25 protein-coding genes are annotated in these 26,159 nt (G+C 54.7%); 11 read left to right on the top strand and 14 right to left on the bottom strand.

Annotation, left to right across the window (positions count from 1 at the left end; genetic code table 11):
* Window positions 1–42: 42 nt before the first annotated feature.
* The 3 genes from pyrB (at window position 43) to ridA (ending at window position 1,919) form a co-directional block, all read left to right on the top strand.
* Entirely contained in the window at window positions 43–978 is a 936-nt protein-coding gene (gene pyrB, locus WFL93_RS15075; RefSeq protein ID WP_049851380.1) for an aspartate carbamoyltransferase, read from the top strand.
* A gap of 11 nt (window positions 979–989) precedes the next feature.
* Window positions 990–1,454 carry an aspartate carbamoyltransferase regulatory subunit gene (gene pyrI / locus WFL93_RS15080; protein WP_336778487.1) on the top strand — a complete coding sequence of 155 codons (465 nt, stop codon included), beginning with the start codon at window positions 990–992 and terminating at the stop codon, window positions 1,452–1,454.
* Between the two features lie 78 nt (window positions 1,455–1,532).
* Window positions 1,533–1,919, top strand: coding sequence for a 2-iminobutanoate/2-iminopropanoate deaminase (gene ridA / locus WFL93_RS15085; protein ID WP_007886733.1), 387 nt, complete (start codon window positions 1,533–1,535; stop codon window positions 1,917–1,919).
* Window positions 1,920–2,093: 174 nt separating this feature from the next.
* Here ridA and WFL93_RS15090 read toward each other — a convergent pair whose 3' ends face one another.
* The gene (locus tag WFL93_RS15090; protein ID WP_336778488.1) at window positions 2,094–4,478 is read right to left on the bottom strand and encodes a beta-N-acetylhexosaminidase; all 2,385 of its coding nucleotides are present in this window, start codon (window positions 4,476–4,478) and stop codon (window positions 2,094–2,096) included.
* A 268-nt stretch (window positions 4,479–4,746) separates the two neighbouring features.
* Between WFL93_RS15090 and nrdD the strand changes: the two genes are divergently transcribed.
* Window positions 4,747–6,885 (top strand): anaerobic ribonucleoside-triphosphate reductase, encoded by a 2,139-nt coding sequence (gene nrdD / locus WFL93_RS15095; RefSeq protein ID WP_336778489.1) that lies wholly within the window; start codon window positions 4,747–4,749, stop codon window positions 6,883–6,885.
* On the top strand, window positions 6,882–7,448 hold the full coding sequence (gene nrdG / locus WFL93_RS15100) for an anaerobic ribonucleoside-triphosphate reductase-activating protein (protein WP_336778490.1): 567 nt from the start codon (window positions 6,882–6,884) through the stop codon (window positions 7,446–7,448). Before nrdD ends, nrdG begins: the two co-directional genes overlap by 4 nt.
* Here nrdG and WFL93_RS15105 read toward each other — a convergent pair.
* Window positions 7,341–8,375, bottom strand: coding sequence for a permease (locus WFL93_RS15105; RefSeq protein ID WP_336778491.1), 1,035 nt, complete (start codon window positions 8,373–8,375; stop codon window positions 7,341–7,343). The genes nrdG and WFL93_RS15105 overlap by 108 nt on opposite strands.
* A gap of 236 nt (window positions 8,376–8,611) precedes the next feature.
* Between WFL93_RS15105 and WFL93_RS15110 the strand changes: the two genes are divergently transcribed.
* Complete coding sequence (locus WFL93_RS15110) at window positions 8,612–9,133, top strand: type 1 glutamine amidotransferase domain-containing protein (RefSeq protein WP_007886714.1); 522 nt, start codon at window positions 8,612–8,614, stop codon at window positions 9,131–9,133.
* A gap of 38 nt (window positions 9,134–9,171) precedes the next feature.
* Here WFL93_RS15110 and WFL93_RS15115 read toward each other — a convergent pair whose 3' ends face one another.
* On the bottom strand, window positions 9,172–9,600 hold the full coding sequence (locus tag WFL93_RS15115) for a YhbP family protein (protein WP_336778492.1): 429 nt from the start codon (window positions 9,598–9,600) through the stop codon (window positions 9,172–9,174).
* An 80-nt stretch (window positions 9,601–9,680) separates the two neighbouring features.
* Here WFL93_RS15115 and WFL93_RS15120 point away from each other — a divergent pair, with 80 nt between their 5' ends.
* On the top strand, window positions 9,681–9,968 hold the full coding sequence (locus WFL93_RS15120) for a GIY-YIG nuclease family protein (RefSeq protein ID WP_007886710.1): 288 nt from the start codon (window positions 9,681–9,683) through the stop codon (window positions 9,966–9,968).
* Here WFL93_RS15120 and WFL93_RS15125 read toward each other — a convergent pair.
* Window positions 9,952–10,458 carry a GNAT family N-acetyltransferase gene (locus WFL93_RS15125; protein ID WP_007886708.1) on the bottom strand — a complete coding sequence of 169 codons (507 nt, stop codon included), beginning with the start codon at window positions 10,456–10,458 and terminating at the stop codon, window positions 9,952–9,954. The two genes, WFL93_RS15120 and WFL93_RS15125, sit on opposite strands and share 17 nt — an antisense overlap.
* Window positions 10,452–10,976: a ubiquinone anaerobic biosynthesis accessory factor UbiT gene (ubiT, locus tag WFL93_RS15130; RefSeq protein WP_049851373.1), complete on the bottom strand. Its 525-nt coding sequence runs from the start codon at window positions 10,974–10,976 to the stop codon at window positions 10,452–10,454. Before ubiT ends, WFL93_RS15125 begins: the two co-directional genes overlap by 7 nt.
* Window positions 10,977–11,179: 203 nt before the next feature.
* On the opposite strand from ubiT, the gene ubiU reads away from it, so the two are divergent.
* The 3 genes from ubiU to WFL93_RS15145 all read left to right on the top strand — a co-directional run bounded on the left by ubiU (window position 11,180) and on the right by WFL93_RS15145 (window position 14,197).
* Window positions 11,180–12,175 carry a ubiquinone anaerobic biosynthesis protein UbiU gene (gene ubiU / locus WFL93_RS15135; protein ID WP_180822975.1) on the top strand — a complete coding sequence of 332 codons (996 nt, stop codon included), beginning with the start codon at window positions 11,180–11,182 and terminating at the stop codon, window positions 12,173–12,175.
* A 9-nt stretch (window positions 12,176–12,184) separates the two neighbouring features.
* Entirely contained in the window at window positions 12,185–13,069 is an 885-nt protein-coding gene (locus WFL93_RS15140) for a U32 family peptidase (protein WP_336778493.1), read from the top strand.
* Between the two features lie 117 nt (window positions 13,070–13,186).
* A complete protein-coding gene (locus WFL93_RS15145; protein WP_336778494.1) occupies window positions 13,187–14,197 on the top strand; it encodes a luciferase-like monooxygenase in 1,011 nt (336 codons plus the stop codon).
* Between the two features lie 3 nt (window positions 14,198–14,200).
* On the opposite strand, the gene WFL93_RS15150 is transcribed toward WFL93_RS15145, so the two are convergent.
* The gene (locus tag WFL93_RS15150; protein ID WP_007886700.1) at window positions 14,201–15,118 is read right to left on the bottom strand and encodes an AraC family transcriptional regulator; all 918 of its coding nucleotides are present in this window, start codon (window positions 15,116–15,118) and stop codon (window positions 14,201–14,203) included.
* A 183-nt stretch (window positions 15,119–15,301) separates the two neighbouring features.
* On the opposite strand from WFL93_RS15150, the gene WFL93_RS15155 reads away from it, so the two are divergent.
* Window positions 15,302–16,048, top strand: coding sequence for an SDR family NAD(P)-dependent oxidoreductase (locus WFL93_RS15155; protein ID WP_336778495.1), 747 nt, complete (start codon window positions 15,302–15,304; stop codon window positions 16,046–16,048).
* 69 nt (window positions 16,049–16,117) lie between these two features.
* Here the strand turns inward: WFL93_RS15155 and WFL93_RS15160 are convergent, their stop codons facing one another.
* From WFL93_RS15160 to infB, 8 genes are all read right to left on the bottom strand, one after another.
* On the bottom strand, window positions 16,118–18,007 hold the full coding sequence (locus WFL93_RS15160) for a DEAD/DEAH family ATP-dependent RNA helicase (protein ID WP_007886698.1): 1,890 nt from the start codon (window positions 18,005–18,007) through the stop codon (window positions 16,118–16,120).
* Window positions 18,008–18,023: 16 nt separating this feature from the next.
* Complete coding sequence (gene yrbN / locus WFL93_RS24315; RefSeq protein ID WP_098053093.1) at window positions 18,024–18,080, bottom strand: protein YrbN; 57 nt, start codon at window positions 18,078–18,080, stop codon at window positions 18,024–18,026.
* 104 nt (window positions 18,081–18,184) lie between these two features.
* Window positions 18,185–19,069, bottom strand: a complete 885-nt coding sequence (nlpI, locus tag WFL93_RS15165) for a lipoprotein NlpI (RefSeq protein ID WP_007886697.1) — start codon at window positions 19,067–19,069, stop codon at window positions 18,185–18,187.
* 129 nt (window positions 19,070–19,198) lie between these two features.
* Window positions 19,199–21,337, bottom strand: coding sequence for a polyribonucleotide nucleotidyltransferase (pnp, locus tag WFL93_RS15170; RefSeq protein WP_007886696.1), 2,139 nt, complete (start codon window positions 21,335–21,337; stop codon window positions 19,199–19,201).
* 310 nt (window positions 21,338–21,647) lie between these two features.
* Entirely contained in the window at window positions 21,648–21,917 is a 270-nt protein-coding gene (rpsO, locus tag WFL93_RS15175; RefSeq protein WP_036620269.1) for a 30S ribosomal protein S15, read from the bottom strand.
* A gap of 133 nt (window positions 21,918–22,050) precedes the next feature.
* Window positions 22,051–22,995 (bottom strand): tRNA pseudouridine(55) synthase TruB, encoded by a 945-nt coding sequence (gene truB / locus WFL93_RS15180; RefSeq protein WP_336778496.1) that lies wholly within the window; start codon window positions 22,993–22,995, stop codon window positions 22,051–22,053.
* Window positions 22,995–23,402 (bottom strand): 30S ribosome-binding factor RbfA, encoded by a 408-nt coding sequence (rbfA, locus tag WFL93_RS15185; protein WP_007886693.1) that lies wholly within the window; start codon window positions 23,400–23,402, stop codon window positions 22,995–22,997. Before rbfA ends, truB begins: the two co-directional genes overlap by 1 nt.
* Before the next feature lie 65 nt (window positions 23,403–23,467).
* Window positions 23,468–26,158: a translation initiation factor IF-2 gene (gene infB / locus WFL93_RS15190; protein WP_007886692.1), complete on the bottom strand. Its 2,691-nt coding sequence runs from the start codon at window positions 26,156–26,158 to the stop codon at window positions 23,468–23,470.
* Window position 26,159 lies beyond the last annotated feature (1 nt).

Genomic DNA, 26,159 nt, shown 5'->3' on the forward strand with positions numbered 1-26,159 from the left:
GCTTTTTTTTGTCCGCAATCCGGCAGCGCAGAGGAGAACGCTATGGCCAACCCGCTATATCGCAAGCACATCATTTCCATTAACGATCTCAACCGCGACGAGCTGGAGCTGGTGCTGCATACCGCCGCCCAGCTGAAAGCCCATCCCCAGCCGGAGTTGCTGAAGCATAACGTTATCGCCAGCTGCTTCTTTGAAGCCTCAACGCGCACGCGCTTGTCGTTTGAAACGGCGATGCATCGTCTCGGTGCGTCGGTGGTGGGGTTCGCTGATGGCAGCAACACTTCGCTTGGCAAGAAAGGCGAAACCCTCGCCGATACCATTTCGGTGATTGGTACCTACGTGGATGCCATCGTGATGCGTCATCCGCAGGAAGGCGCGGCGCGTCTGGCGACCGAATTTTCCGGCGGCGTTCCGATACTTAATGCCGGTGACGGCGCGAACCAGCATCCGACGCAAACGCTGCTCGATCTCTTCACCATCCGCGAAACGCAACATCGCCTCGATAACCTGAATGTGGCGATGGTCGGCGATCTGAAATATGGCCGTACCGTGCATTCACTGACGCAGGCGCTGGCGAAATTTGACGGCAACCGTTTCTTCTTTATCGCGCCCGATGCGCTGGCGATGCCGTCGTACATCACCGATATGCTGGATGAGCAGAATATTGCCTGGTCGCGCCATGACACCATTGAAGAAGTGATGCCACAACTCGACATTCTCTACATGACGCGCGTGCAGAAAGAGCGCCTCGATCCGTCGGAATATGCCAACGTCAAAGCGCAATTCATCCTGCGCGCCGCCGATTTAGCGGGTGCGCGCGACAACATGAAAGTGCTGCATCCGCTGCCACGCATCGACGAGATCACCACCGACGTGGATAGCACGCCGCATGCCTGGTATTTCCAGCAGGCCGGTAACGGCATCTTCGCCCGCCAGGCACTGCTGGCACTGGTACTGAATAGCGAACTGGCCCTGTAAGGAGCAACCCGATGACTCACGATAATAAATTGCAGGTTGAAGCCATCAAGCGCGGCACGGTGATTGACCATATCCCGGCGCAGGTTGGCTTTAAATTACTGTCCCTGTTTCGCCTGACCGAAACCGATCAGCGCATCACCATCGGCCTCAATTTGCCCTCGGGTGAAATGGGGCGCAAGGATCTGATCAAAATCGAGAATACCTTCCTGACAGACGATCAGATCAACCAGCTAGCGGTGTATGCGCCGCTCGCCACGGTGAACCGTATTGACGACTACGAAGTGGTGGCGAAGATCGCCCCAACCTTGCCGGATCGTATCGACCGCGTGCTGACCTGCCCGAACAGTAACTGCATCAGCCGTAACGAGCCGGTATTTACCAGCTTTGCGGTGAAAAAGCGCGAAGATGATGTGCATCTGAAGTGCAAATATTGCGAGAAAGAGTTCGCGCGCCACGTGGTGCTTGGTCACTGGTAATCGCCCACGTCGTCCCTATAATGGGACGATTCATTTCGCGGCGGACAACGGTCGGCCGCGCACTTCTAAGGAGAAACAATGTCTCGCGAAATCAGTACTTCAAACGCACCCGCAGCGATTGGCCCTTACGTACAGGGCGTGGATCTCGGCAGCATGATCATCACCTCTGGCCAGATTCCGGTTAATCCTGCTACCGGCGCCGTGGCCGACGATGTGTCTGCTCAGGCGCGTCAGTCACTGGAAAATGTGCAGGCGATTGTGGAAGCTGCAGGCCTGAAAGTGGGCGACATTGTGAAAACTACCGTGTTCGTCAAAGATCTGAATGATTTCGCCACGGTAAACGCGACTTATGAAGCGTTCTTTACCGAGCATAACGCCAGCTTCCCGGCGCGCTCCTGTGTGGAAGTGGCGCGTCTGCCGAAAGATGTGAAGATTGAGATCGAGGCGATCGCGGTACGTCGTTGATTTAGTAGGGCTGACTGTCACTTTCTGACCGGTGCTGGCTGTCCCCCTCCTCGGTCCTCCCCCATAAATGGAGGAGGAAGATGCTGCCATATGTGAGTTATGAAGCTGCATGTGGCAGCATCTCCTTCCCCCGCTTGCGGGGGAAGGCCGGGATGGGGGACAACGAGCACAATCCTATTTAAACGATCGCAGCAACTTCTCCAGCGGCCTCACCAATGCCAGCACCGTTTCATCCTGCACCTGCGCTGCGGCATCCAATTGTGCATGCATCTGCGCCACCTCCCCCGCCCCGTAAGCCTGATTCCGCTCCAGTGCGTTAACCAAATCCAGCCCCATACGACTGAGTTGCGCCACTTGCTGTACCTGCTGCTGTAACGGCTTGAGCTGATAATTGCCCAGAATCAGCGGCATCACCGCATCGCTGTTATTCTGCCAGCGCTGCAGTTGCTGGCGGATAGCATGTGCCGCCGCGTGATCGGCACGATTGGCAATCAGTCGATCAATCTGCTTGTCCAGCAAACGCACCGCGTTGCTCTCGGCAGGCAACACATCCGCTAACCTATTCAGCGGCTCAAAATAGTCGTAATGTCCTGCCTGGAATTTCAGGTGCTGACGCGTGTAATACTGCGCCGGCTCTAACACTTCGGCCAACACACGCAGCGGCGTGATGTCGCTGCTATTCGCCAGCCGCATCATCTGCACTTCAGCCTGTTGATGCTGCTGCAAGCCCACCGAAATGGTGCCCCAGCGATCCACCGCGCTCAGGCGTTGATACATGTTGTCGCTGTCGGTGACATCCTGCGCGGACCATAAACGCTCGGCCACCACAAAAGCGCGCGGCCACAAACGTGTGTCGATCACCCGGCTGTTGACGTTCTCCGCCCACAGTGCCGCTTCGCCGCCAATCAGGTTATTTTTCATCTGCTCTGGCGTGGGCAGCGATGGCGCAATGCCTTTTGGCACCTGCGCCAGCTTGCTGCCTTCGGTGGGATAGCGCACGTTGCCCACCAGCATATATCCGGTCAATTTGTCTTGCGTCAGCGTCACCATCGGCTGAAAAGGCCCCATCCACGTATCGACGCTGAACGTCAGCTGCGTCGGCGAAAGCCAGCGCACATCGCTGACCATGCGGCGCGCTTTACCGCTGAAATCAATAAAACCGCGCCAGCCATTTTTGCCTTCAATCAGCGTAAAGCTGCCTTTGAGCGCACTGCCTTTCAGGCGTGGCATGGTGAACTGCCAGCTCTGCGTCTGTTCGCCGGATTGCACCTGATCCGCGCCGTTGAGGCCTTGCGGCCAGGGTTCATTACGGTAGTGATAAGCGGCGGTCTGCGGCTGATCGAGATAGAAACCGGTGGAGAGAATGCCGCGGAAATCATTTTTCGCCACGGTACCAAGCGCATCCTGCCCCTGCCAGGATTGGATCAAAATGCTCTTCGGCAGGTCCGGATGGTAAACCTCATCCCAACCGATCATGCGACGCTGGTGCGCTTCAAGAATTTTCTCGACGCGCTGGTTAAACCAGGCTTGCAGCGCATGCGTGTCTTTCAGGCCATGATCGCGCATAAATTGCTGAATGCGCGTCGAATCATTCCACTGCGTGGGATCGACTTCATCGCCGCCGATGTGGATATAGGGATCCGGGAAGATCACCGTCACTTCACCCATTAAGGTGTCGATAAAGCGAAATACCGCTTCGTTGCTGGGATCGAGCAGCGGTTTAAACACGCCCCAGCCGCGCTCCATTTGATAAGGCCCCGGCGCGCTCATTAACTCTGGCATCGCCACCGCAATCGCCGATGCATGGCCCGGCAGATCGATTTCCGGCACCACGCGCACGCCGCGCTGCGTGGCATAGCGCACCACATCGCGCATCTGCTGCTGCGTATAGTACAAGCCGTCGCTGGCTTTCTCCTGCAGTTGCGGATAGTGGCTGGAGGCAAAGCGCCAACCCTGATCGTCGGTTAAGTGCCAGTGAAACACGTTCATGCGCGCGGCGGCGATGCCGTCGATTTGTCGTTTTACGGTTTCAATCGGCAGGAAGTGACGTGCCGAATCAATCAGCACCCCGCGCCACGGAAAACGCGGTTTGTCGTCAATGGTGACGTAAGGGATTTCCGTGCCATTCTCCGTATTTTCAATCAGCTGCAACACGGTTTCCATGCCGCGCATCGCACCAAAGCGTGTATTCGCTTGCAGCAAAACGCCATCGCTGTTGACGACAAGGTGATAACTTTCATCGCTGTCCGGCTGCGGAATCGGATCAACAGCCTGAGCGATCTGCACCTGAATATTGGGATGGTCGCTGGATGCGCTGGCCGGCAACAGCGGCCAGCCGGTTTGACGCGCAATGCGCGCTCGCCAGCGCGACTCTGCGCCTTCCAGATGGTCGCCGGCAATATGCAAGGTGAGCTGTGGCGTTAGCGAGTACGCGCCGCCACCGCCCGGCAGCTCAACTTTCTGCGGCCACGGCATGAGTGGTAAATCACCCGCGGGGGCGGCAAAGGCGGAAAAAGTCATGGATATACAACAGGCAAGCAACGTTCTCTGCAAAAGCATGCGGGCATCCTTGTAAATGAAACGGCGGACCAAAATGGGCAAAAGGCCCATTAAACCTGTTTCGCATTGCAAAGCAAGTAGCGACCGGCTGAAATCAAGTCGGCTTAAAACTTTTGTAGTTTAGCCGGATTAACCATTGCGCGGCTTTCAATCCTGGTCGTGGCTTCTTTGCTGTAGGTCAAACAGTGGCGAATTAATTCACGTCATAGCACCACATATAGCGGTTAAACTCCTTAAAAATATCCATATGTAGTTTCACGGAGAGAAAATGGCGACGGTGGTGATTAAGCGTGACGGTTGCAGAGTGCCGTTTGATGCGCAGCGAATTGAGGCAGCGGTACGTGCTGCCGCACAGGCGGCACAGATTGATGATGCCGCATGGTGCGCACAGGTAGCGGCGCAGGTCGGTGAGCAAATGGCCGAGCACCGCGAAGTGGATATCCGCGATATTCAGTGTGCGGTAGAAGAGACGCTGATGAGCGGACGCTGGCCACAGCTGGCGCGCACCTATATCGAATACCGTCACGATCGCGATTTGGCGCGCGAACAGCGCGGTAAACTGCATCACGCCATCCGGGGTTTAGTGGAACAAACCAATGCGGCGCTGCTCAACGAAAACGCCAATAAAGACAGCAAGGTCATTCCCACCCAACGCGACCTACTCGCCGGCATCGTCGCTAAACATTATGCCCAGCAGCAACTATTGCCGCGCGATGTGGTGCTGGCGCATGAGCGTGGCGAAATTCATTATCACGATCTCGATTATTCCCCATTTTTCCCGATGTTTAACTGCATGTTGATCGACCTGCAGGGCATGCTGACCAACGGCTTTAAAATGGGCAACGCCGAGATAGAACCGCCCAAATCGATCGCCACCGCCACGGCGGTCACCGCGCAGATTATTGCTCAGGTCGCCAGCCATATTTACGGCGGCACCACCATTAATCGCATTGATGAAGTGTTGGCTCCTTTTGTGAATCTCAGCCTGGAAAAGCACCGCACGGTGGCGCAGGAGTGGCAGATTCCTGATGCGGAAGCCTATGCGCGCGTGCGCACGGAGAAAGAGTGCTACGACGCATTTCAGTCGCTGGAATATGAAGTAAATACGCTGCACACCGCCAACGGCCAGACGCCGTTTGTCACCTTTGGTTTTGGCCTCGGCACCGATTGGGCGGCGCGCCTGATTCAGCAATCCATTCTGCGCAATCGCATCGCCGGATTGGGTAAAAATCACAAAACGGCGGTGTTTCCGAAACTGGTGTTTGCTATTCGTGAAGGCGTTAATCGGCGTCCGGGTGATGTTAACTATGACATCAAACAGCTGGCGCTGGAGTGCGCCAGCAAGCGCATGTATCCGGATATCCTTAACTACGAAAAAGTGGTTGAAGTGACCGGCTCATTTAAAACGCCAATGGGCTGTCGCAGCTTCCTTGGCGTCTACGAAGAGAACGGTGAGCAGATTCACGAAGGTCGCAACAACATTGGCGTGATCAGCCTCAATCTGCCGCGCATTGCGCTGGAAGCGCAAGGCAACGAAGCGCAGTTCTGGCAGCGGCTGGATCAACGCCTGGCGCTGGCGAAACGCGCCTTAATGACGCGCATCGCCCGGCTGGAAAAGACCAAAGCGCGCGTGGCACCCATTCTCTATATGGAAGGCGCCTGCGGTGTGCGGCTGAAGGCCGACGATGAAGTAGGATCCATTTTCCGCAATGGCCGCGCCTCGATTTCCCTCGGCTACATCGGCCTGCATGAGACGCTCAATGCGCTGAGCGGCAGCGAAGTGCATCCTTACGATGCCGATTATCTGCGTGAAAAAGGCGTGGCGATTGTGACGCATCTGCGAAACGCAGTTGATGCCTGGAAAGAAGAGACCGGCTACGGCTTCAGCTTGTACAGCACGCCGAGCGAGAATCTGTGCGACCGCTTCTGCCGCCTTGATGCCGCCGAATTTGGCGTGGTGGCGGGCGTTACCGATAAAGGCTATTACACCAACAGCTTCCATCTCGACGTCGAGAAGAAGGTCAATCCGTACGACAAGATTGACTTTGAAGCGCCCTATCCAGCCATCGCTAACGGCGGTTTTATTTGTTACGGCGAATACCCCAACATCCAGCACAACCTAAAGGCGCTGGAAGATGTGTGGGATTACAGCTATCACCGCGTGCCGTATTACGGCACCAACACGCCGATAGACGAGTGCTACGAATGCGGTTTCAGCGGCGAGTTCAGCTGCACCAGCAAAGGCTTTACCTGCCCATGCTGCGGTAATCACGATCCGGCGCGCGTGTCGGTGACGCGCCGCGTGTGCGGCTATCTCGGCAGCCCGGATGCACGCCCGTTTAACGCCGGTAAGCAGGAAGAGGTGCAGCGCCGGGTTAAGCATTTGGAGACGGGACCACTGGGATGATGCGTATTCACCGCTATTATCCGGTCGATATCGTTAACGGTCCCGGCACGCGCTGCACGCTGTTTGTTGCGGGCTGTGAACATCAATGCCGCGGCTGCTATAACCAGAGCACGTGGCGGCTGGATTCCGGCGAGCCCTTTACGCTGGAGCGGGAAGAGCAGCTGATCGCCGATCTCAACGATCGGCGTATACCACGTCAGGGCTTATCGCTGAGCGGCGGCGATCCGCTGCATCCGCACAACGTGCCGCATATTCGTCGCCTGGTGAAACGCGTGCGGCAAGAATGCCCGGGTAAGGATATCTGGCTGTGGACCGGCTACGAAATGGCGGAGCTGAGTGATGCGCAGCGCGAGGTGGTGAATGAGATTGATGTGCTGATTGACGGGCGCTTTATTGAAGCGGAAAAAGATGCGCGGCTGCTGTGGCGCGGCAGCCGCAATCAGAAGATTTGGACGCTACGCCAGCCACAGGGCGAGCACGCCCAGCAGCATACCGCTGAAGGCCACGCCGAACAGCGCGATCCACAACGCCCGGGCGGGAAATGCGCGATGCAGCATCAATAACGATGGCACACTGACGGCGGGCAGCGTCACTAACAGTGCCAGCGCGGGCGCAACGCCCATGCCCGCCAGCATCATGGTCTGCACAATGGGGATTTCCGCTGCGGTGGGGATCACAAACAAGCAGCCGGCAATTGCCATCAACATCACCCAAAACAGCGTATTGCCTACCGCACCATCGGCATGCGGGAACAGCCAAACGCGCGCGGCTCCCAGCAACAACACCGCGACGATATACAGCGGAATCGTGTTGCAGAACAAGCGCCACATCACCCGCAGCCAGCGTATCAGAAACGGTTGTTCATCGTGAGTAACATTGACGGGAGCGACAACGGCTTGATCGGGCACACTGCGCTGCACCAGCCAGGCGATCCCCAACACCATCATCAGACCGGCCACCAGCCGAATGGCGGCAAAATTCCAACCGAGAACATAGCCCATAAAAATTAGCGTAGCGGGATTGAGCAGCGGATTCGCCAGCCAAAAGGCCATTGCTGCACCACTCGAAACCTGCGATTGACGCAGGCCGGCAGTCACCGGTGCCGCACAGCAGCTGCACATCATGCCCGGCAAACCCAGACCGGTGCCAATTAGCGTGGAGCCGAAGCGCGAGCTTCCCATCAAACGTAGCAGCCAGTTGCGCGGAATCAGTGCCTGCACCAGCGAACCCAGGATGACACCGAGCACCGCTGCTTTCCATACGGCCAGAAAATAGATCATGGCGTAATCGAGCGCCGCCCGCCACGGTGAGTCAGCCGCGTTGGCCAATATCGATTTGCCGATAGAATGGGTTTCGGCGGCAGTAAAGGCTTTGCCGTAGTAAGGCTGCCATTTCACATACCACAGGCCGGCGACCACCACGGCAAGGAACAGCAGCGGTTTCCACCAGACGAAGCGCATCGCTGATGTAGGCGAGGTAAGTTGATTCATCACGAATTCCGTATTCAACTGAATAACGAGTGCCGCGCCGGAGGGTGCAGCGGAAAGACCGCATTGTTATTCAGGTCAATAAAATCTGCTATGTCGAAACGACGCAAACTTGATCCATCTCGGAAATTTAACCCGATTGCGCGCAGCCGCCTGGCTTGCATTTTGCGTCATGGCAACCAGACTTGATGGTTAGATGTGTAACGAACACCCGTTCGTAATCAGCAAGGAGGAAAAAGATGAGCAAGAAAATAGCGGTACTGATTACCGATGAATTTGAAGACTCAGAGTTTACCTCGCCGGCCGAGGCTTACACCAAAGCGGGCCATCAGGTTGTCACCATTGAGTTTAAGGCGGGTAACGTCATTAAAGGGAAACAGGGTAAGGCTGAGGTTAAAATCGACAAGGGCATTGATGATGTCAGCGCGGCGGAGTTCGATGCGCTGCTGCTACCTGGTGGACACTCCCCCGATTCCCTGCGTGGTGACGATCGCTTCGTCAGCTTCACCAAAGAATTTGTGGCTAGCGGCAAGCCGATATTCGCCATTTGTCACGGCCCGCAGCTGCTGATCAGCGCTAACGGCGTGCGCGGCCGCAAAATGACCTGCGTAAAAGCGATTGCCATTGATCTGCGCAATGCTGGCGCGGATTTTTACGATAAAGAAGTGGTGGTCGATGATGACAAGCTCGTCACCAGCCGCACGCCAGAAGATCTGCCCGCGTTTAATCACGAAGCACTGCGGATTTTGAACGCGGCCTAATCTCGCCTTTCGCATTGTGGTCGCCATCAGTGGCGACCTTACAACGGCTTAGTCCAGACAATCTTTTTGCCAAAACCCAGCGCATTGTCCGTCATCTTCACTTCGTCGAGAATAATCTCCCACAGCGGCGCGGTCACTTTTTTCGCTACCGGAAAACGCTTTTGATAGGCTTTACGCGCCACCGTTTCCCGCTCTCCGTCGAGTCGCTGAATCACTCCCCGATACTGCACGCCTTTGATCAATAGCACGCTTTTCGGCTGGCCGTTGACGCTACCCGCGATGCGCGGATTCCTCTGCATTAATGCGCCATGACGCGTGTTGGGCTCGGTCATCAGCCAAAATGCCATGCTAGTTTCATCAAACACATAAAAGCAGTTAGCGCACCAGATGTCGTTGCCATCGGTTGTGCATAGCGAAAGCACGTGCTGTTTTTTTAAATAACGAATCAGATGGGGATGGTCAGACAAAGTGCAACTCCGTACGGCGAATAGCAGTGCGGACTTAAGCGCGCTACACTGCCTGCCAGCTATTTTTCGAGATGAGTAAGATGGAACAAGGCTGGCAGCTTTACCTGCTCCAAACCGCCGCAGGCATGCTTTATACCGGCATCACCACGGATGTTAACCGCCGCCTGCAGCAGCATCAGCAGGGACGCGGCGCGCGCTCACTGCGCGGCAAAGGCCCGCTGACGCTGGTGTTTCACTGTGATGCGGGCGATCGGGCTGCGGCGTCACGTCTGGAATACCAGGTGAAACAACTTAGCCGCGCGCAAAAGCTGCGGCTAGTTGCTCAGCAGCCGCCCTGCTTAACGACCTGGTTTAGTCGAAACGATTAAACGGTAACGCGAATTCAATCAGCCCTTCCGCGCCGACAAACGCGTCGTCTGCCAGTTTGTACACCTGAAAGGCGGCTTCGCTGCCTAACCAACGACAGTGCAAGCCATGGCGCGCAGCGGGCTCAAAGCCGAGCGGGTTATAGAACTCAGGATCGCCCAGCACCACCACAGCGCTGTAGCTGAACTCGTTGAGTGAATCCAGCCCTTCATACACCAGCTTTTTAGCAAGCCCTTGCTTGCGCACCGATTCATCCACGGCGAGCGGTGCCAAAGCGACCCAGTTGCGGTCTTCACCTTGCAAGGTTACCGGACTAAACGCCGCGTAACCCAGTACTTGGCCTTCATCATCCGTGGCCACCACACCGAGAGTCAGTAAGCCATCTTCGCGCAGTTGCTGTATCAGTTCCGCTTCGGCGGCGGTAGCAAAACTGCGCTTTAACAGGCTATCGATGCCTGCTGCATCAACGCCAATTTCAGTACGAATTAACATGAGATCTCCGCGCGCGCCTCAGCGGCCTTCGCGTCCTGTTTCATTCCTGCCTCAATAAAAGCAGCGAGCTGCTGCAATCCCGTGCGTAATGGCGTGGGCATGGCATCCAGTTCAATGGCATCCATTAGGTTTTTCACCTCAAGTCCCAGCTCCGTGTCACCCTCAATCACCAGGCGGCGTTGAAAGAACAACATATCGGGATCCGCTTTGCGTGCTGCCACCAGCAACAGATCGTTGGCTTCACCGCGAAACCAGACATCAGCCTCGGTGTCGCGCGAAACGGTCAGGCGTCCTGCTTGCAGGGTAGTGATCCAGCGCAGATTCACATCGGCAATCTCAATCCCCAGATAACGCCCTTCCAGAAAGTCTAACTCACCTTCAGACAAAGCATGACGAAATTGCCAGTTTAGGAGTTGTTGCAGAATAACTTTTTTCAGCGGGAAAGGGGTAATTGAAACCGGTAAAGCCAGGAATTCTGGACCTTTTTCAACCATCAGGCCACGTAAGCGCGCAAACATTATCGACATTCCCTTCAGAAAATTTCATCTATTTTGCCACATCTGCCCGGCATCGCCTCCACTGAGATCAAGGAAATCACTACCCGGTCGGACGAAAATGCTGCACTCCGCATCATCAATGGCGCTTTCACTGCCTTAAATCAACATTGCTGGCGAGTCAGTTATCTACACTCTTCGGCTTCAGAATCCGGGGAGGAAAACGTATGGAACTGCTGTGTCCAGCGGGGAATTTACCTGCGCTGAAATCGGCGGTGGAGCATGGTGCTGACGCGGTGTATGTCGGCCTGAAAGATGATACCAATGCCCGCCACTTTGCTGGCCTCAATTTTACCGACAAGAAACTGGCCGAGGCCGCGCGCTATCTGCACCAGCATCGCCGTAAGCTGCATGTGGCAATCAACACCTTTGCCCATCCTGACGGTATGAATCGCTGGCAGACGGCGATTGACGTTGCCGCGCAGAACGGTGCCGATGCGCTGATTCTGGCTGACATCGCCACGCTGGCGTACGCGGCCAAACACTATCCACAGGTTGAGCGACATCTTTCGGTGCAGGCCTCTGCCACTAATTTGCAGGCCATCCATTTTTATCATCGGCATTTTCAACTTAGCCGCGTGGTACTGCCGCGCGTGCTGTCAATGCATCAGGTAAAACAGCTGGCGCGAGAGACGCCGGTACCGCTTGAAGTGTTCGCCTTTGGCAGCCTGTGCATTATGGCCGAAGGCCGCTGCTACCTCTCTTCCTGGCTGACCGGCGAATCGCCGAATAGCGCTGGAGCCTGCTCCCCGGCCAAATTTGTCCGCTGGCAGCAAACGCCAAAAGGGATGGAGTCGCGCCTGAACGAAGTGCTGATTGATCGATACGCACCCAACGAAAGCGCTGGCTATCCCACGCTGTGCAAAGGCCGATACGAAGTGGATAACCAGCTTTATCACGTGCTGGAAGAGCCCACCAGTCTGAATACGCTGTCGCTACTGCCCGAGTTGCTGCGCGCCAATATCGCCTCGGTGAAAATCGAAGGGCGTCAGCGCAGTCCGGCCTATGTGGCCCAGGTGGCAAAAGTGTGGCGTCAGGCAATTGACCGCTGTATGGCCGCGCCGGAGCACTATGCGGTGCAGGAACCGTGGATGCAGGCGCTGGGTGAACTGTCTGAAGGCAGCCAAACCACGCTTGGTGCTTATCACCGCGACTGGCAATAAGGAGATCGCATGAAATACGCCCTTGGGCCGGTGCTGTGGTACTGGCCAACTGAAACGCTGGAAAACTTTTATCAACATGCTGCCGCAAGCAGCGCCGAGATCGTCTATCTCGGCGAAGCGGTGTGCAGTAAACGTCGCGCCACCTCATTAAATCAATGGATGGAAATCGCCCGCCTGCTGGCGCAGCACGGCAAGCAAGTGGTGCTCAGTACGCTGGCATTGCTGCAGTCGCCGTCGGAAGTGAAAGAGCTGCGTCGTTATGTCGAAAACGGCGAATTCCTGCTGGAAGCCAACGATATGGGTACGGTAAATATGGCGGCGGAGCGCCGATTGCCGTTTGTCGCGGGCCCGACGCTCAATGTGTATAACGCACAGACGCTGCAACTATTATTAAAAGAGGGCATGACGCGCTGGTGCATTCCGGTGGAGATGTCGCGCGACTGGCTGATTCAACTGCTGCAACAGTGCGATGCAGCAGGCGTCCGCGATAAGTTTGAGGTGGAGGTGCTCGGTTATGGGCATCTGCCGCTGGCGCTGTCGGCGCGCTGCTTTACTGCCCGCGCTGAGAATCGTGCCAAAGATGACTGCCAAACCTGCTGTATTAACTACCCAACCGGGCGTCGTGTGTTGTCGCAGGAGGGCCAGCAGGTGTTTGTGCTAAACGGCATTCAAACCATGAGCGGCTATTGCTACAACCTCGGCAACGATCTGAGCGGCATGCATAATTGGGTCGACATTGTGCGCCTGTCACCCCAAGGCGAAAGCACGTTGGCAGAAGTCGATAGATTTCGTGCCAATGAAGCCGGCCAGGCACCGCTGATGATGGCGCGTGGCAGTGATAGTAACGGTTATTGGCGTCGCCTGGCCGGAATGGCACTGGAAGGCGGCGGATAAAGGCACATTCCGGCTATATTCCAGCTGTTATTAGCAGTTTTAATATAGGTAACGATGAGTAATACTCACAGACGCAGGTCCGATTAAACACCTGCGCCATCCTTATTTGGAGTGCCAATGTCTGAGAAAAAAACTGTTCGCCTGTCCGTGTTGGATCTGGCCCCTATTCCACAAGGTTCATCTGCGCGCGACGCGTTCCATAACTCGCTGGCGCTGGCGCGTCAGTCTGAAGCGCTTGGTTTCCACCGCTATTGGCTGGCCGAACACCACAATATGACCGGCATTGCCAGCGCTGCCACGTCGGTACTGATTGGCTATTTAGCGGCAAACACCGAAACCCTGCGTCTTGGTTCGGGTGGCATCATGTTGCCAAACCATGCGCCGCTGGTGATCGCCGAACAGTTTGGTACCCTCGAATCGCTTTATCCTGGCCGTATCGATCTGGGATTAGGCCGCGCGCCAGGTTCGGACCAACGCACCATGCTGGCGTTGCGTCGTCATCTTTCCAGCGGCCAGGCAGATAGTTTCCCGGAAGATGTCTCTGAGCTGATTCGCTGGTTTGACGCCGAAGAAGGCGAACATCCACCCGTTCAGCCGGTGCCAGGTTTAGGCCTGAAGATTCCGGTGTGGCTACTGGGATCCAGCCTGTACAGCGCACAACTAGCCGCTCAGCTTGGTTTGCCGTTTGCGTTTGCCTCGCACTTTGCGCCAGACCTGCTGTTCCAGGCACTGCATCTCTATCGTGAGAAATTCAAACCTTCCGCGCGTCTGGCGAAACCGTATGCGATGGTGTGCGTTAACGTCGTCGCGGCCGATAGCGAACGTGATGCGCGCTTCCTGTTTACCTCAATGCAGCAGCAGTTTATCAATCTGCGTCGTGGCAAGCCGGGTCCGCTACCCGCGCCGGTGGAGAACATGGATAATCTGTGGTCACCGTCTGAACAATATGGCGTGCAGCAAGCGCTGAGCATGTCGATTGTCGGCGACAGCGAAAAAGTACGTAACGGACTGGCAGCGCTGGTACGTGAAACTCAGGCGGATGAGATCATGGTTAACGGCCAGATTTACGACTCAGAGGCTCGTCTACGCTCCTTCGCACTGGCAATGGAAGCCGCGCGCTCGCTGTAACGGTTATTGCGGTGGGTTTAACCACTCCTGACCCACCGCAATGGTTCGCACATCACGCGCCGGAGACTGGCCGTGAAAACGGCTGTATTCGCGACTGAACTGCGATGCACTTTGATACCCCACCCGATAGCCCGCCGTTCCGGCATCCAGCTTCTCAATTAACATCAGGCGCCGCGCTTCATTCAGCCGCAGCTGCTTTTGATACTGCATCGGCGTCATCGCCGTCACCGCTTTGAAGTGGTGATGCAACGACGAAATGCTCATTCCTACGCTGCTCGCCAGGTGATCCATTTTTAGTGGCTGATGAAAGTTTTCACGTAGCCAACGTGCTGCGCGCGCCACTTTGTTGCCTGGTCGTTCCGTCAGCGCCATGTTGAGAATGCGCGGTCCTTCTGGTCCGGTCAGCAAACGATAGAAAATTTCCTGCTCAATTAACGGCGCCAGTGCGGCTATATCCTGTGGCTGATCCACTAATTCAACCAGACGCATCACCGCATCGACCAACGGTGGCGCAACTTTATGCACGGCAATGCCGCGTTCGCTGATGGCACTGCTACCAACATGATGATGTGGAAAATGCTCAAGGTAACGCATCAGACGCGTTTCGTTGATGGTGATGCCCACGCCGAGATTCGGTTTTTCTGGCGTCGCCATTACTACGCAGGATTGCACCGGCATATCGAGCGTCACCAGCAGCAAATCGCCCGGTCCGTAATGCATCACATCATCGCCCATGCGCAGGGCTTTCTGTCCTTGCGCTACCAGCGCGAAACTGGCCCAGGTCGCTACGTGCGTTAAGCTGGTGGGCTTGGAACTGCGGCCAAATGAGAGAAAATCGATCGGGCTATTATGGCGACCATCTTCCGGCGCATGACGGGCGATAATCGCCACTAACTGCTGCCATTGCTGCTGATGAATCATGCGATATGCGCTCCGCGATAAGAAATCACTAAGCTGATATTCTCGCTTGTCGCAGGAATTACGCCTAGTCCTTGCACAGCAGATTTGCAGGATTGTGCAAAAAGCTTGCAGGATTGCGCTACCACAAAATTGTACGGGCAGCGCATGCTTTATCTTCCCCGAAATCTCAGGTGGAGAGACACGATGAAAACACTTGAAGGCAAAATTGCGCTGGTGACGGGCGCTTCGAAAGGCATTGGTGCTGCCATCGCCATGACTTTCGCGGCGGCCGGTGCTCGTGTGGTGGTCAACTATCTTCAGGATGAAGTGGGCGCCGCGGATGTGGTCACTGACATTCAGGCGCTGGGTAGTGACGCCATCGCTGTACAGGCAGATATCTCGCGCGAGGCCGATGTGCAGCGCCTGTTCGCTAGCAGCATTGAGCAGTTTGGCGCACCCGACATTGTGGTGAACAATGCCGGTATTTTTCACCACGGCGACTTCAGCGATCTCAGCATCAGCGAGATGCAACAGCAGCTGAATGTGAATCTGCTTGGCACTTTGCTGGTTTGTCAGTTGGCGGCAAAATATTTCCCGGCTCGTGGCGGTTCAATCATTAACCTCAGCGCCCTTAACAGCCAACGCAGCACGCCCGGTTCAGTGCTTTGGGCGGCAACTAAAGGCGCAATTGATACGCTGACCCAGGGTCTCGCACGGGAATTGGGGCCGCGTAATATTCGCGTCAATGCGTTAGCGCCTGGCATCATTTTGACCGAAGGCTTGCTGGCAGCGAAGAAGATGCATCCGGAATTAAAAGCACAGCTGATTGCGGCAACGCCATTAGGACGCTTTGGCCTGCCAGAAGATGTGGCGCAGGTGGCGCTGTTCCTGGCTTCAGAAGAGTCAGCTTACGTTAGCGGCGAGCGCGTGCTGATTGCCGGTGGCGTGTAAAATTTAGTTTCCACCAGCATAAAAAAAGGGACGCATCAGCGTCCCTTTTTACTCTTTAGCGTTTATCGCTTATGCGTCACGACGACGTGGTGCAGCAGCTGCACCCTCTTCACGACGTGGGCCACGACCACCTTCACGGCTGAAGCGTCCGCCTTCGCGGCCACCTTCACGACGTTCGGAGAAGCGACGTGGAGCGCCTTCGCCACGTGGTGCGCCATCACGCGGAGCACCGCTACCACGGCGTTCGCTACGCTCATGCACTGGTGCATCACCCATCAACTGCATATTCATCGGTTTATTCAGAATACGCGTGCGAGTGAAATGCTGCAGAACTTCGCCCGGCATGCCTTTCGGCAGCTCGATAGTTGAGTGCGTGCCAAACAGCTTGATGTTACCGATATAGCGGCTGCTGATATCGCCTTCGTTAGCGATCGCGCCAACGATGTGACGAACTTCAACACCATCATCACGGCCAACTTCAATGCGGTACAGCTGCATTTCACCAACATCACGACGTTCACGACGTGGGCGATCGCCATCACGGCTGTCACGGCTTTCGCGTGGGCCGCGAGAATCACGTGAATCACGACGTTCACTACGCTCAGGACGATCGCTGAATTCACGACGCGCTGGACGCGGTGCTTCTGGTGGCAGAATCAGTGGACGTTCGCCCTGAGCCATTTTCAGCAGTGCTGCGGCCAGAGTTTCGATATCCAGATCTTCGCCCGGCTGCATTTTGCTCAGCAGTGCGCGATATTGGTCCAGATCGCTGCTTTCCAGCTGCTGCTGTACTTTAGCCGCGAACTTGGCCAGACGACGCTCACCCAGCAGTTCTGCATTAGGCAGCTCAACTTCTGGAATGGTCAGCTTCATAGTACGTTCAATGTTGCGCAGCAGACGACGCTCGCGGTTCTCAACGAACAGCAATGCACGACCTGCACGACCTGCACGGCCAGTACGACCGATACGGTGAACGTAAGACTCTGCATCCATTGGGATATCAAAGTTTACAACCAGGCTGATACGCTCAACGTCCAGGCCACGTGCGGCAACGTCGGTAGCGATCAGGATGTCGAGACGACCATCTTTCAAGCGCTCCAGCGTCTGCTCACGCAGTGCCTGGTTCATGTCACCGTTCAATGCTGCACTGTTATAACCGCTACGCTCCAGCGCTTCGGCCACTTCCAGCGTGGCATTTTTGGTACGCACGAAGATAATAGCTGCATCGAAATCTTCAGCTTCCAGGAAGCGAACCAGCGCATCAGTTTTACGGCCGTAAGCGGTCCAGTAAGACTGAGAAATGTCTGGGCGCGTAGTCAGGCTTGACTGGATGCGCACTTCCTGCGGATCTTTCATGAAGCGTTTAGTAATACGACGAATCGCTTCTGGCATGGTGGCTGAGAACAGCGCGGTCTGATGACCGTCTGGAATCTGCGCCATGATGGTTTCAACGTCTTCGATGAAGCCCATACGCAGCATTTCATCAGCTTCGTCCAGTACCAGACCGCGCAGGTTAGAAAGATCTAACGTGCCGCGTTTCAGGTGATCCAGCAGACGACCAGGCGTACCCACAACGACTTGTGGTCCCTGACGCAGTGCGCGCAGCTGCACGTCATAACGTTGGCCGCCGTACAGGGCTACAACGTTAATGCCACGCATGTGTTTAGAGAATTCTGTGACGGCTTCTGCAACCTGCACCGCTAATTCACGGGTAGGTGCCAGCACCAAAATTTGCGGTGCTTTAACAGTAGGATCAATGTTGTTTAGCAGCGGCAACGAGAATGCCGCGGTTTTACCACTACCGGTCTGCGCCATACCCAACACATCACGGCCAGCCAGCAGGTGAGGAATACACTCAGCCTGGATTGGAGAAGGCTTAACGTAGCCCATACCGTTCAGTGATTCGAGGATGTCGGCGTTCAGGCCAAGGTCAGCAAAAGTGGTTTGAATATCAGTCATGTAGTACACGTGCCTCTTAGATTGCGGCGGCCAGTCTACATAACTCGTCGTGAAAACTTTCAGTCATTTTCATCAAAAAGTGTGAACCGGCTCAAATTAGAAGTTTTGACGAACAGAAAAGCCCTCATCTCTGAAGATGATGACTTTACAGGTATTCAGGCAATAAAAGTTCGTCAGCTATTGCTGGTCAGATTCTGATAAATCGTCTTGTGTCTGGCCGAGTTGCGCCAGTTCCAACAATGCGTATCGGTGTTCAACAAAGTTGTTTACGTTGTTGGCCACCGCCAGTTTGAACAACGCTTTCGCGTCGTCCTTCTCCCCCAGACTTAGGTAGTACTTACCTAAATAGAAGTTGGTTTCACTGAGATGTTCAGCGAGCGAGGTGTTATCCGTTGCGTCCGCCTTGAGACGTTCCATCAATGTTTTTTCACTGATGTCGCCAAGGTAGAACTCGACAATATTCCATCCCCATTGGTCCCGGACCGCTTTGTCATGACGCTGTCTCAGCGTAACTTTTGCCTTGTCGGCGTCCATTTCGCTTTCAACGAGATAGAGCCAAAGGCTGCGGAAAGGATCGTTAGGATCGTCTTGATAAAACGCCAGCAGATCATCTTGCGCTAACTTGTATCGACCGCCGTAATAGAGGGCGATACCACGGTTTAAATGCGCATAGTTGTAAGTTGGATCAAGCTCAAGTACAGAATCAAACGCTTCATAGGCAGCATCAAAGTTGCCTGCCTGCGTTAAGTATATACCGAGATAATTAAATACCTCAGGCATATCTGGTCTTATAGACAGCGCTTGCGAAAAATCGTTCCGCGCTAATGCCCTCAGACCCAAACTATCATACAACACTCCGCGCTCATATAATAGCTGTGCGCGTTCATCATCGGTCAGGGCACGACTGGCAAGAATTTGTTCCATGCGTGCCAGGATTACCTCTTGCTGCAGTGTGGGCTGCAAAGGTACTGCCAGAACTTCGTTCTTACGCCAATTGGAGTTGCTGCATCCTGCCAGCGTGATAGCTGTCGCAACAAAACACCAGCGCAAAAAAGGCTTCATTTCCCACTCCCGAATACAAACATTGGGACAACCATCCTGTCATCCTCCTGCTGTGCACAAGGATTCCCGCCCTCGCGATGATCTAAATACCTCTCCCCACAGAGCAGGGAGAGGCCAATCGGTAAACGCTTACTCGGCGTCAGATGCATCAGTTGCAGCGGTAGCAACTTCTTCCGCTGGTTTCTGCTCTGTCGCTTCTTTGATGCTCAGGCGTACACGGCCCTGACGGTCCACTTCCATCACTTTAACTGGAACTTCCTGGCCCATCTGCAGATAGTCGGTCACTTTCTCTACGCGCTTGTCAGCGATCTGAGAGATGTGAACCAAACCTTCTTTACCGCCGCCGATTGCCACGAAGGCACCAAAATCAACGATACGTGTCACTTTGCCTGAGTAAACGCGGCCCACTTCGATCTCAGCAGTAATCTCTTCAATGCGACGAATGGCTTCTTTAGCTTTCAGGCTATCAGTTGCAGCGATCTTCACGGTGCCATCATCTTCGATTTCGATGGTGGTGCCGGTTTCTTCGGTCAGCGCACGGATTACCGAGCCGCCTTTACCGATGACATCTTTGATCTTGTCTGAACTGATTTTGATGGTGTAAATACGCGGCGCGAATTCAGAAATTTCCTGACGCGGCGTGCTGATTGCCTGTTCCATCACGCTCAGGATATGCAGACGTGCACCCTTAGCTTGATTCAGGGCAACCTGCATGATTTCACGGGTGATACCTTCGATTTTGATATCCATCTGCAGTGCAGTGATACCGTCGCGGCTACCTGCAACTTTGAAGTCCATGTCGCCGAGGTGATCTTCGTCACCCAGAATGTCTGACAGAACAACAAAATTGTCCGCTTCTTTAACCAGACCCATCGCAATACCGGCAACGGCTGCTTTGATCGGTACGCCTGCATCCATCAGTGCCAGAGAAGCACCACACACGGAAGCCATTGAAGAAGAACCGTTAGATTCGGTGATTTCTGACACCACACGTACGGTGTATGGGAAATCAGCTTGCTTAGGCATCACTGCCAGCACGCCACGCTTAGCCAAACGACCGTGACCAATCTCACGACGCTTTGGAGAGCCAACCATGCCGGTTTCGCCCACGCAGTATGGAGGGAAGTTGTAGTGGAACAGGAAGCTATCGGTACGCTCGCCCATCAACTCATCCAGGTTTTGCGCGTCACGTGCGGTACCTAAGGTCGCGGTAACCAGCGCCTGCGTTTCACCACGGGTGAACAGTGAAGAACCGTGCGTGCGTGGCAGTACGCCAGTGCGCACGTCGAGGCCACGAATCATATCTTTTTCACGACCATCGATACGCGGTTCGCCACGGATAATACGGCTACGAACAACGCTCTTCTCGAGGTCATGCACGATGTCAGCGATATCGCCAGCATCCAAAGTTTCATCTTCAGCCTGCAGAGCGGCGATAGTGGCATCTTTAACGGCGCCAACCTGCGTGTAACGCTCTTGCTTATCAGTGATGCGATACGCATCGCTGATGCCCGCTTCCGCCAAGGCAGTAACGCGTGCAATCAGTGCATCGTTAGTTGGCAGTGGCTGCCAATCCCAGCGTGGTTTACCCGCTTCGGCAACCAGCGCATTGATGTTTTCGATAACGATCTGCTGCTGCTCGTGGCCAAATACTACGGCGCCCAGCATCTGCTCTTCGGTCAGAATGTCAGCTTCAGATTCAACCATCAGCACCGCGTTCTGAGTACCAGCAACCACCAGGTTCAGACGAGATTCGTTAATTTCATCTGCAGTTGGGTTCAGTACGTATTGGTCATTGATATAACCTACGCGCGCTGCGCCAATTGGACCATTGAACGGCAGGCCAGACAAAGCCAGCGCTGCAGATGCACCGATCATTGCAACGATGTCCGGGTTAACTTGTGGGTTAACAGACACAACGGTCGCAATTACCTGAACTTCGTTAATGAAGCCTTCCGGGAACAGCGGACGTACTGGACGGTCAATCAGACGTGAGATCAGGGTTTCGCCTTCGCTTGGACGGCCTTCACGACGGAAGAAGCTACCCGGGATACGACCAGCAGCGTAAGTACGCTCCTGATAGTTAACCGTCAGCGGGAAGAAGTCCTGACCTGGTTTAGTTTTTTTCTGGCCAACAACAGTCACGAATACAGCAGTGTCATCCATGCTCACCATAACTGCCGCGGTGGCCTGGCGCGCCATCATACCGGTTTCCAGCGTGACGGTATGCTGACCATATTGGAATTTGCGTACGATCGGGTTCAGCAAAATTTAAGTCCTTAAATTCGAGGGGCGCAGCCCATTCTGGCGCGCCGGGGATTACCGATCTTCAGTTGCATCCTCGCGACTAATGACAATCTTAACCACCCATGCGGTCAAGCCTCTCATTAGCCGCGCGAACCTCTGCAATCAAAGATCACTCTCTGCAACAATACATGAGTTTGGTCCGGATTGCTGCGGATTGCTCGAAAAAAGGGGCCATAAAGGCCCCCTTTTCGCGAAACTCGCACAAATCTGATCGTCAGATGCGTTTTTTTGCATAGTGCATGCGCTACACCCTTGATCAGATTCTTCAGACTTAGCGACGCAGACCCAGGCTTTCGATCAGACCGGTGTAACGTGCAACATCTTTACGCTTCAGGTAGTCCAGCAGCTTACGACGCTGAGATACCATGCGCAGCAGACCGCGACGGCTGTGGTGATCTTTCTTGTGCTCAGAGAAGTGACCCTGCAGGTGGTTAATCTGAGCAGTCAGCAGAGCAACCTGAACTTCAGTTGAACCGCTGTCGTTGGTACCACGACCGTATTTAGCAACGATCTCTGCTTTAGCTTCTACGCTTAGAGACATAATAAACTCCAGTAATAAATGAATGTATGGGTGCCGATCTCTAATTCAGCAGCCCGCTTTTAAAGCCGCGCCATTCTACTCTTCGCCTGATAGCAACGCAAATGCGCCGTTACGTCAGATGTGAGTCGCTTGATTATGCAGGAAATTCTACCACCAGACGACGCGGCGCCACGCGCCCGTCATCAGCGATTTCGGCCATACCAATGAATTTGTGCTCATCACCTTCGGTCACACGCACCAATCCCTGTTCCGGCGCATCGGCCACCTGAACCGGCATACCTTGTTTGAAATAAGCCGCCACGGCAGGCAGTAAATTCACGATAGGGAACTCTTCTGCCGGGCTATCCATCGGTAACAATAACGCATCAAGCGCGCTGTAATCCGGTGTTTCCGCCATATTGACGGTGGCCGCCACTTCCTGAAGCTGCTCCAGCGTCACCATTTTTTCGATTGGATAACGTGCCACCTGCAGACGACGCAGCATGATAACGTGCGCGCCACAGCCCAGCCGCTCACCGAGATCGTCGATGATAGTGCGAATGTAAGTGCCTTTGGAGACGTGAATCTCTAGCTCCAGCTCATCCCCTTCCCAGCGAATAAACTGCAGTTCGAACACTTTAATCGGACGCGCTTCTCGCGGCACGGTAATGCCTTCACGCGCGTACTCATACAGCTTACGCCCCTGATACTTCAGCGCGGAGAACATGGTCGGCACCTGCATGGTGTCACCACGAAAGTACTCCAGCGCCGCATCCAGCTCAGCCTGATTGAAAGTAATCTCACGCGTTTCAACAATATTGCCATCGGCATCTGACGTATCGGTGCGTTCACCAAGACGAGCTATCACGCGATAACGTTTGTCAGAATCCAGCAGATATTGCGAAAACTTAGTGGCTTCGCCGAGGCACACCGGCAGCATGCCGGTTGCTAGCGGATCGAGTGCGCCGGTGTGGCCCGCTTTATTCGCATTGAACAGACGTTTTACTTTCTGCAGCACATCATTGGAGGATGCGCCTTGATGCTTATCCAGCAGAAACACACCGTGGACGTCGCGACCGCTACGACGAGGACGACTCATTAGTCCTCCTTGTCATCTTCCGCCGGGCTATCGCCACGACGCTCAACATCGCTCTTGATAACGTTGCTGACCAGATTCGACATACGCATACCTTCGATCAGCGAATTGTCGTAGAAGAAGGTCAGTTCCGGCACGATACGTAAGCGCATCGCTTTACCTACCAGCGTGCGGATATAGCCAGAGGCTTCTTTCAGCGCCTTCAGGCCGTTTTGCACCGCTTCTTCATCTTTGTCATTCAGAAAGGTCACAAACACCTTGGCATAAGCCAGATCGCGGGACACTTCTACGCCCGAAACCGTCACCATCATACCGAGACGCGGATCTTTAATTTCGCGCTGCAGGATGATTGCAATCTCTTTCTGCAACTCCTGGGAAACGCGCTGTGGGCGGCCAAATTCTTTTGCCATTATTCTTTCTCCCAAATAATTCGGGAGGCCAGAGGCCTCCCAAATTGCAACACATCAAATGATGATCAATCGATGGTGCGTTTAATTTCAATCACTTCGAAGACTTCGATCATATCGCCAACGCGAACGTCGTTGTAGTTCTTCACGCCGATACCACATTCCATGCCGTTACGAACTTCGTTAACGTCATCTTTGAAGCGACGCAGAGATTCCAGCTCGCCTTCATAGATAACCACGTTGTCACGCAGTACACGGATTGGGTTGTGACGTTTGATGTTACCTTCGGTAACCATACAGCCCGCGATAGCACCAAACTTCGGTGATTTGAACACGTCACGCACCGCAGCCAGACCGATAATCTGCTGTTTGAACTCAGGCGCCAGCATACCGCTCATTGCTGCTTTCACTTCGTCGATCAGATTATAGATGACAGAGTAGTAACGCAGGTCAACGTTTTCAGAATCAATGACGCGGCGAGCTGATGCATCAGCACGTACGTTGAAGCCGAGGATGATCGCGTTGGAAGCTGCAGCCAGCGTTGCGTCGGTTTCGGTAATTCCACCTACACCCGAACCGATAATCCGCACTTTCACTTCGTCGGTAGAGAGTTTCAGCAGGGAATCGGAGATCGCTTCCACAGAACCCTGTACGTCGGATTTCAGCACGATGTTCAGCTCAGACACTTCACCTTCGGTCATGTTGGCGAACATATTCTCCAACTTAGACTTCTGCTGACGCGCCAGCTTAACTTCACGGAATTTGCCCTGACGATACAGTGCAACTTCACGTGCTTTCTTCTCGTCACGTACCACGGTCGCTTCATCACCCGCTGCCGGCACACCGGACAGACCGAGGATTTCCACTGGAATGGATGGACCCGCTTCAAACACTTCGCGACCCAATTCATCACGCATCGCACGAACACGGCCATATTCGAAGCCGCACAGCACGATATCGCCTTTATTGAGCGTACCTTCACGTACCAGCACGGTAGCAACCGGACCACGACCTTTGTCGAGGAACGATTCAATCACCACGCCGCTCGCCATACCTTCACGGATTGCAGACAGTTCCAGGACTTCAGCTTGCAGTAGAATCGCATTCAGCAGGTCGTCGATACCGGTACCGGCTTTCGCAGAGACGTTAACGAACATGTTCTCACCGCCCCACTCTTCCGGCAGGATGCCGTATTGGGTCAGTTCATTCTTAACGCGATCTGGATCTGCATCAGGCTTATCAACTTTGTTGACTGCAACAACCACTGGCACACCGGCTGCTTTCGCATGCTGGATAGCTTCGACGGTCTGAGGCATCACGCCGTCATCAGCCGCAACCACAAGGATAACGATATCCGTTGCCTGCGCACCACGTGCACGCATTGCGGTAAACGCGGCGTGGCCCGGGGTGTCGAGGAAGGTGATCATACCGTTGTCAGTTTCAACGTGGTATGCACCGATATGCTGTGTAATACCGCCTGCTTCGCCTGAAGCCACTTTCGTAGAACGAATGTAGTCAAGCAGAGAGGTTTTACCGTGGTCAACGTGGCCCATGATGGTCACGACTGGCGCGCGGCTTTCCTGCGCAGCATCGGTATCACGATCGTCCATTACCGCTTCTTCCAGCTCATTCTCGCGGCGCAGGATCACTTTGTGGCCCATCTCTTCCGCGACCATCTGAGCGGTTTCTTGGTCGATAACCTGGTTGATGGTCGCCATTGCGCCCATCTTCATCATCGCCTTAACGACCAGAGAACCTTTGATTGCCATTTTATTGGCCAGTTCAGCAACGGTGATGGTTTCACCGATGACAACATCACGGTTCACAGCCTGAGCTGGCTTGTTGAAGCCTTGCTGCAGGGTGCTTGGCTTACGATGCTTACCGCCTTTGCCGCCACGTACCTGAGCACGAGCTTCTTCACGATCGGTTTTGGCTTCAGAGTGCTTGTTGCCTTTCTTCACCGGGCGAGCAGCTTTGGTGGTGCGAGCACGTGCACGGCCAGCTTCAACCTGGCGATCGTTCTCGTCTTCTGCCTGACGGGCATGAGTAGAGGTAGTGACGTGATAGTCGCCTTTATCCTCTTCTTCAGGTTTTGCCCATTCAGCGCCTTTTTCTTCAGCCAGGCGGCGGGCTTCTTCGGCCACGCGGCGCGCATCTTCTTCCAGCTTACGGCGAGCTTCTTCTTCTGCTTTACGTTTCAGTTCGGCAGCTTCTGCTTCACGACGGGCTTTATCAGACTGCGCAGCCTTGGCTACTACGTCGGTAGGTTGATTAGTCAATTTCTCTTTTTCCGCTGCTTCACGTTTGGCCTTGTCAGCGGCTTCGCGCTTGGCTTTATCTTCGGCTTCACGTTGCGCTTTCTGTTCAGCTTCGCGACGGGCTTGTTCTTCCGCCTCGCGACGCGCCTGCTCTTCCGCTTCACGCTGCGCCTCGGCTTCCGCTTCTGCCTGAGCTTGCTCAGACTCTGCGTCGCCTTTCACGTATGTGCGCTTTTTGCGGACTTCGATTTGTACCGACTTACTTTTACCCCCGGTGACGGGAATATTCAAGGTGCTGCGCGTCTTGCGCTGCAAAGTCAGCTTGCTTGAACCGGTCTGACCGTGCTCACGATTCAGGTGAGACAGTAAGGTTTCTTTCTCTTGCTGGGACACCGCATCATTTTCAGACTTACGGATCCCTGCATCAGCAAATTGCTGTACCAGGCGATCGACCGGGGTCTGAATTTCGGCGGCCAGCGATTTTACGGTTACATCTGTCATG

The organism is Pantoea sp. USHLN256 (genome assembly GCF_037149875.1).
Taxonomy (GTDB): Bacteria; Pseudomonadota; Gammaproteobacteria; order Enterobacterales; family Enterobacteriaceae; genus Pantoea; species Pantoea nemavictus.

Coding starts and splice junctions, on each gene's coding strand:
- pyrB (WP_049851380.1), top strand. CDS start 43: ATGGCCAACCCGCTATATCGCAAGCACATCATTTCCATTAACGATCTC.
- pyrI (WP_336778487.1), top strand. CDS start 990: ATGACTCACGATAATAAATTGCAGGTTGAAGCCATCAAGCGCGGCACG.
- ridA (WP_007886733.1), top strand. CDS start 1,533: ATGTCTCGCGAAATCAGTACTTCAAACGCACCCGCAGCGATTGGCCCT.
- WFL93_RS15090 (WP_336778488.1), bottom strand. CDS start 4,478: ATGCTTTTGCAGAGAACGTTGCTTGCCTGTTGTATATCCATGACTTTT.
- nrdD (WP_336778489.1), top strand. CDS start 4,747: ATGGCGACGGTGGTGATTAAGCGTGACGGTTGCAGAGTGCCGTTTGAT.
- nrdG (WP_336778490.1), top strand. CDS start 6,882: ATGATGCGTATTCACCGCTATTATCCGGTCGATATCGTTAACGGTCCC.
- WFL93_RS15105 (WP_336778491.1), bottom strand. CDS start 8,375: ATGAATCAACTTACCTCGCCTACATCAGCGATGCGCTTCGTCTGGTGG.
- WFL93_RS15110 (WP_007886714.1), top strand. CDS start 8,612: ATGAGCAAGAAAATAGCGGTACTGATTACCGATGAATTTGAAGACTCA.
- WFL93_RS15120 (WP_007886710.1), top strand. CDS start 9,681: ATGGAACAAGGCTGGCAGCTTTACCTGCTCCAAACCGCCGCAGGCATG.
- WFL93_RS15125 (WP_007886708.1), bottom strand. CDS start 10,458: ATGTTAATTCGTACTGAAATTGGCGTTGATGCAGCAGGCATCGATAGC.
- ubiT (WP_049851373.1), bottom strand. CDS start 10,976: ATGTTTGCGCGCTTACGTGGCCTGATGGTTGAAAAAGGTCCAGAATTC.
- ubiU (WP_180822975.1), top strand. CDS start 11,180: ATGGAACTGCTGTGTCCAGCGGGGAATTTACCTGCGCTGAAATCGGCG.
- WFL93_RS15140 (WP_336778493.1), top strand. CDS start 12,185: ATGAAATACGCCCTTGGGCCGGTGCTGTGGTACTGGCCAACTGAAACG.
- WFL93_RS15145 (WP_336778494.1), top strand. CDS start 13,187: ATGTCTGAGAAAAAAACTGTTCGCCTGTCCGTGTTGGATCTGGCCCCT.
- WFL93_RS15150 (WP_007886700.1), bottom strand. CDS start 15,118: ATGATTCATCAGCAGCAATGGCAGCAGTTAGTGGCGATTATCGCCCGT.
- WFL93_RS15155 (WP_336778495.1), top strand. CDS start 15,302: ATGAAAACACTTGAAGGCAAAATTGCGCTGGTGACGGGCGCTTCGAAA.
- WFL93_RS15160 (WP_007886698.1), bottom strand. CDS start 18,007: ATGACTGATATTCAAACCACTTTTGCTGACCTTGGCCTGAACGCCGAC.
- nlpI (WP_007886697.1), bottom strand. CDS start 19,069: ATGAAGCCTTTTTTGCGCTGGTGTTTTGTTGCGACAGCTATCACGCTG.
- rpsO (WP_036620269.1), bottom strand. CDS start 21,917: ATGTCTCTAAGCGTAGAAGCTAAAGCAGAGATCGTTGCTAAATACGGT.
- truB (WP_336778496.1), bottom strand. CDS start 22,995: ATGAGTCGTCCTCGTCGTAGCGGTCGCGACGTCCACGGTGTGTTTCTG.
- rbfA (WP_007886693.1), bottom strand. CDS start 23,402: ATGGCAAAAGAATTTGGCCGCCCACAGCGCGTTTCCCAGGAGTTGCAG.
- infB (WP_007886692.1), bottom strand. CDS start 26,158: ATGACAGATGTAACCGTAAAATCGCTGGCCGCCGAAATTCAGACCCCG.